This window comes from Aquicoccus sp. (genome assembly GCF_041686535.1).
Classification (GTDB): Bacteria; Pseudomonadota; Alphaproteobacteria; order Rhodobacterales; family Rhodobacteraceae; genus Aquicoccus.
This window is the reverse complement of the sequence record NZ_JAWLDS010000139.1, coordinates 1-5,412: the sequence shown is the minus strand read 5'-3', so window position 1 is coordinate 5,412 and position 5,412 is coordinate 1. Positions and strand designations below refer to the sequence as shown.

Here is a 5,412-nt window from a genome sequence, read left to right as displayed (position 1 = left end):
GGAGAAGAGGGGTGTCGTCCGATGCGATCCGCGCGCCGGAGACGTGCGGACGCGGCGTGGCGAAACTGATCTCTTGGAAACGCAGATCTCCAATCCGGCGCAGACGGATCGGGACGGCGCCAGGATAAAGCTTGGTGAGCCAAGCTGCGGCGCGCCGTGTTCGGGGTGACGGTGTTGGGGTTGGTCGGTTCTTTGCCATGGAAAATCCTTTCATTTGGCTTGGAGGGGAGATTGGCCGCTTTGCGTGCATACGAAGCGAAAATGTGCGTCTGAGTCGAAATATCCGGAAACTTAGCCGTGCCTTATGTTCCCGACAGTTTCGCCTCGGCCGGGGCCCCGTACGCGCGATCGCCTCCGCGTGCATTGGACCCGGACTCCGTGCGGGAACGCGGCGCATATGTCTGGCGGTTTGCGCGTTTCGAAGCGGCAGAAAACAGGCCGCCTGCCATGCCGCCCGTACTGGCGAGCACCGCGTTCGTGGAGTCTTCCCGCGGCTCCGTCGCGTGTGGCTCCTCGCCTGCAGCCGGTGCCTCGCCGGAGCTTGGGGAGGTAAGCTTGTGTGCCACGTCGGCGACGATGTAGCGGACGCGCCCGTCGGTGATGATCCGCGCCGGGAGATCGTCCTTGTCGGCCATCAGCGCGTCGATCAGGGATTGCGGGACCTTGAGGGTCCGTGCCAGCCGTGACGCCGGCAGGGCGTGTCCCGAGATCGGATCCAGGGCGTGCCAGCTGTTACGCGGACTCCTGAGCATCGCTTCGACCTGCGCCCGCAGCATCAGGTGCCGCTTCGGTCCGAAAACATAGAATGGCCGAAACGCATTCTTCTTGGCGCGCAGCCTTTCGAGAAAGACATCGGGGCCCAGCCCGATCATGCCGGCAGCCTCGCCGAGCCGGATCAGACCTTGTCCGAGCATGTCGTCCTCGAGCGCGCCCGTTGGCGAAATGCCGAGCACAGCTTCGTAGATCCGCAGCATCGGGTATTTCGATCCCAGCGGCTCAACCCCGAACCGCGCCAGAAACGGACGGATCTCGTTGCGCGACAGCGTCGACCATTTGTGCAGATCGATCAGCGTTGCGAGGTGAAATTTTGCGAATGGTTGCATGGGCCTCTCCTGTTTTGCAGGAGATGGGTCCCTTCGAGACGCCTCGGAAAAACAAATTGCTTGTTATCCGCGAGAAAAAGCGAAGCGGATGGGACGGCTCAGGCCGCCTGCCTCGCGAAGGCCTTGGTCATGCCGTAAAGTAGTGGCTTCCGGTTAGGAGAAACCAGCCAATCCACTGGGTCCCCCTCGACGCGAAATGATGAATTATCGGCAGGGCATTGCCGGCCGACTGTCGGGAGTGGTCGAGGTCGACAAGGCCGTTGTCGGCGGCAAGCCCAAGTTCCGGCATTGCGTCAAGAACAAGCACGGCCGAGTAACAGGCAAGCTGATCGCGCTCGTTGCTGCCGCGCGGAACGGTCAGGTTCGAGCCGGGCTGATACTGAATGCGCCCACCCTGTTTTCGTTTGTGGAACGGAAATCGCGCAAGCTTGGCGAACGTGTATAACCCGGGTGGACATCATTTGGTCAGCTGGAATGCCTGGCGTTCGTTGAAGACGCGGCTCGAGGGCCGAATGAAATCACGCCAATGCGACCACCGGTCTCGGATGGCTGATCAAAAAACGCGTTTTCTTTGGCTTATGTCGTCATCATGGGCAATTGAAAGCGTGACGCTACTTGAGTTGGTGACCTCGGAGCCGGAGAGCAAATGATCCTTTACGCCATCACCGCCATTCTCTTCCTTGTCATTGACGCGGTCATGTTGACCCTCGTGATGAAGCCTCTGTTTACCCGCCACTTGGGAGACATGATGCGCGACAGCCTGATGCTGGCACCGGCGGGGCTTTTCTACCTTGCCTACATCGCCGGGCTCGTGTTCCTCGTCTCGGCCCCCGCGCTGCGCGATGCGGCCCCTGAGCGGGCGGCGCTGCACGGGGCGGTGATCGGAGCGATGGCCTATGGCACCTATGAATTCACCTCGATGTCGATCATGAAGAACTGGTCCTGGGCGATGGTCGCCACCGACACGGTCTGGGGCGCGGTGCTGACGGGCTTTTGCGCCTGGGCCGGTGTCATGATCATGATGCGCCTTCAGGGCTGACAGGCGCTGATCGCGGCTGCGGCGAAGATAGGGAGGCAAGGATGCTGTCACGCGCGACCCGGGCGATCGGGGCCTTTGCCGGGCTTCTTGGCGTCGCCGCCTGTTCGGTTTTCGGGGGCGCCGCGGCGCCGGAGCCCGATTATGACGTGATCCTTGCCGAGATGCCCTTCGAGCTGCGCGACTATGGCGAACTGGTCGTCGCCACGACCCCGATGACGGATGGGTCCGGCGCGGCCTTCGGGCGTCTTTTCGACTATATCTCCGGCGCCAACACTGGGGCGCGCGACATCGCCATGACGGCCCCCGTCCTGAACACCGATGCCGCCGATGGCGCCAGGATCGCGATGACCGCGCCGGTCCTGCAAGGCCGCGAGGGCGCGCGCGAGATGGTCTTCGTCCTGCCCGACGACATGACGCCGCAGACCGCGCCGGTGCCGACCGATCCGCGCGTCTCGCTGGCGACGATCCCGCCACGCCGGGTCGCGGTGCTGCGCTATTCCGGTTTCCTCAGCCGGCGCGCCTCGACCGAGGAAGCCCGGCTGCGCGACTGGCTGGCGGGCAAGGGCCTGAGGCCGACGGGACCGGCCGAGGTTGCGGGGTACAACCCGCCCTGGACCTTGCCGGCCTATCGCCGCAACGAGGTTCTGATCCCGGTCGAAAGGGACTGAATACCCGGTTCCTTCTCCGCCACCCGAACAATAGAGTTCACATTTCGTTCCTCCTCCGTTAATCTCGAGCCGAGAACCGGAAAAGGGGACGGGGCGTGGCAGAGGCAGGCTATCTCGACAAGCTGAACGACAACCAGCGGGCCGCGGTGGAATTCGGCGGGGGCGGTGACGCGCTGTCACCGCCACTGCTGGTGATCGCGGGGGCCGGGTCGGGCAAGACCAGCACGCTCGCGCATCGCGTGGCGCATCTGCTGGTCAACGGCGACGATCCCCGTCGTATCCTGCTGATGACCTTCTCACGCCGCGCCGCGACCGAGCTGACCCGCCGGGTGGAGCGGATCACCGCGCAGGCCATGGGCACCGCGGTCGCGGCCGAGGCTTTGACCTGGGCCGGAACCTTCCACGGCATCGGCGCGCGGATCCTGCGGAACCATGCGCTGTCGATCGGATTACACCCGGAGTTCTCGATCCATGATCGCGAGGACAGCGCCGATCTGATGAACCTCTGCCGTCACGATCTGGGGTTTTCCAGGACCGAAAGTAGAGTTCCCGCCAAGGGCACCTGCCTTGCGATCTATTCCCGCGCGGTGAATGCCGAGGCGCCGCTGGGAGACGTGCTGCGCGACCACTTCCCGTGGTGCGCAGCATGGCAGGCCGAACTGAAGCAGCTTTTCATTGCCTATGTTCAGGCCAAGCAGGCGCAGAACGTGCTGGATTACGACGACCTTCTGCTCGCCTGGGCGCAGGTCATGGCGGATCCGGGCTTTGCCGCGCATATCGGCGCCACCTGGGACCATGTGCTGATCGACGAGTATCAGGACACCAATCGCCTGCAGGCGCGCATCCTCATGGCGCTCAAGCCCGACGGGCGCGGGCTGACCGTGGTCGGCGATGACGCGCAGTCGATCTACGCCTTCCGAGCTGCCACCGTGCGCAACATTCTCGACTTTCCGGACAGCTTCGCGCCGCGGGCCGATGTCGTCACGCTGGACCGCAATTACCGTTCCACCCAGCTGATCCTTGCCGCCGCCAACGCTGTCATCGGGCTGGCGAGGGAGCGGTTCACCAAGGACCTCTGGACAGAGCGCGCGTCTGCCCAAAAGCCCCGGCTGGTGACGGTGCAGACCGAGGCCGAGCAGGCGCGCTACATGGTGGATCGCATCCTCGAGGATCGCGAGACGGGCATGAGGCTCAAGGAGCAGGCCGTACTGTTCCGCACCTCCAGCCATTCCGTGCAGATCGAGGCCGAATTGACCCGCCGCAACGTGCCGTATGTGAAGTTCGGCGGGCTCAAGTTCCTCGACAGCGCGCATGTGAAGGACCTGCTGTCGTTCCTGCGCATGGCGCGCAATCCGCGCGACCGCGTCGCCGGGTTCCGCGTCCTGCAACTGATCCCCGGCGTCGGGCCGAAGGCCGCAGCGCGCATTCTGGACGCGCTCGACCTCGCGCCCGATCCACGCACGGCGCTCGCCGATGTCGCCCCGCCTCTGCGGGCTGGGGCCGACTGGCCGGGTTTCGTCGCGGCGATGGTAACGCAGGCCGCCTGGCCCGCCGCGCTCGGGCTTGCCCGCGCCTGGTACGACCCCCATCTCGACCGGCTGCATGAGGATGCCGAGGCCCGCCGCGCCGATCTGCTGCAACTGGAACAGATCGCCACCGGATACCCCTCGGCCGAGGCCTTTCTGACCGACCTCACGCTCGACCCGCCCGATGCCACCAGCGATCAGGCCGGCGTGCCGCTGAAGGACGAGGATTACCTGATCCTGTCGACCATCCACTCGGCAAAGGGGCAGGAGTGGAAGTCGGTCTATCTGCTCAACGCCGTCGACGGGTGCATCCCCTCCGATCTCGGCACCGGCTCGACCCACGAGCTGGAGGAGGAACGACGGCTGCTCTATGTCGCCATGACGCGCGCCAAGGACAGCCTGACCCTCGGCCTGCCGCTGCGTTTCTACGTCACGCAGCAAACCCGGAATGGCGACCGTCACGTCTATGCCATGCGGACGCGGTTCATCCCGAGGGACATACTGGAGCATTTCGAGGCGGTCCACTGGTCTCCGGCGCAACACGGCGGTGCCTCACGCCCCGCCCCCGCGCCAATCGACATATCGGCGTCGATGCGGCAGATGTGGGGATAGCGATGCGGAGAGGTCTTTCTTGTCGGCCGGCTGGCGCAGAAATCGGAAAAGTCGGCTCTGACCCCATTAGAGGGGAACAGATCTTGACCGGCAGGGTATGACCGGCAAACTTTTACGAGCGAAGTTTTTTGGGCAAGTCTCGCAGCGAGGGCGTGATGAAGATCGACAGGGTTGCACTCGGGCATGCCACGGACGTGTCGATGCCGGAGATCGGCATCGGCACGTGGCATATGGGAGAAGATCCACGGGCCGCAACGGCCGAAATCGCTGCCCTGCGCCACGCCCGCGAGATCGGGTTCACGCATTTCGACACCGCCGAGATGTATGCCGACGGGGGTGCCGAAACCATCCTTGGCCGCGCCTTTGCCGGTCAGGCGCGCGACGGCGTGTTCCTGACCTCCAAGGTCTATCCGTGGAATGCGGCCGCGCCCGACATGATCGCCGCCTGCGAACGCTCCATTGAG

Annotated in this window: 7 protein-coding genes; 5 read left to right on the top strand and 2 right to left on the bottom strand. The window is 64.5% G+C overall.

Features of this window, described 5'->3' with window-relative positions; translation table 11 throughout:
* Together ACESL9_RS16705 and ACESL9_RS16700 are read right to left on the bottom strand one after the other, a co-directional pair.
* The coding region (locus ACESL9_RS16705) for a hypothetical protein (RefSeq protein ID WP_372675259.1) at positions 1-199 on the bottom strand (199 nt) is incomplete at its 3' end.
* Between the two features lie 103 nt (positions 200-302).
* Positions 303-1,103 (bottom strand): hypothetical protein, encoded by an 801-nt coding sequence (locus tag ACESL9_RS16700; RefSeq protein WP_372675258.1) that lies wholly within the window; start codon positions 1,101-1,103, stop codon positions 303-305.
* Between the two features lie 199 nt (positions 1,104-1,302).
* Here ACESL9_RS16700 and ACESL9_RS16695 point away from each other — a divergent pair, with 199 nt between their 5' ends.
* From ACESL9_RS16695 to ACESL9_RS16675, 5 genes are all read left to right on the top strand, one after another.
* Positions 1,303-1,548, top strand: a complete 246-nt coding sequence (locus tag ACESL9_RS16695) for a hypothetical protein (protein WP_372675257.1) — start codon at positions 1,303-1,305, stop codon at positions 1,546-1,548.
* 201 nt (positions 1,549-1,749) lie between these two features.
* Positions 1,750-2,142, top strand: a complete 393-nt coding sequence (locus tag ACESL9_RS16690; protein WP_372675256.1) for a DUF2177 family protein — start codon at positions 1,750-1,752, stop codon at positions 2,140-2,142.
* A gap of 41 nt (positions 2,143-2,183) precedes the next feature.
* Positions 2,184-2,810: an SOUL family heme-binding protein gene (locus ACESL9_RS16685; protein WP_372675255.1), complete on the top strand. Its 627-nt coding sequence runs from the start codon at positions 2,184-2,186 to the stop codon at positions 2,808-2,810.
* A 95-nt stretch (positions 2,811-2,905) separates the two neighbouring features.
* Positions 2,906-4,948 carry an ATP-dependent helicase gene (locus ACESL9_RS16680; protein ID WP_372675254.1) on the top strand — a complete coding sequence of 681 codons (2,043 nt, stop codon included), beginning with the start codon at positions 2,906-2,908 and terminating at the stop codon, positions 4,946-4,948.
* A gap of 155 nt (positions 4,949-5,103) precedes the next feature.
* Positions 5,104-5,412 (top strand): aldo/keto reductase (locus ACESL9_RS16675; protein ID WP_372675253.1); only part of this gene is annotated, 309 nt, incomplete at its 3' end.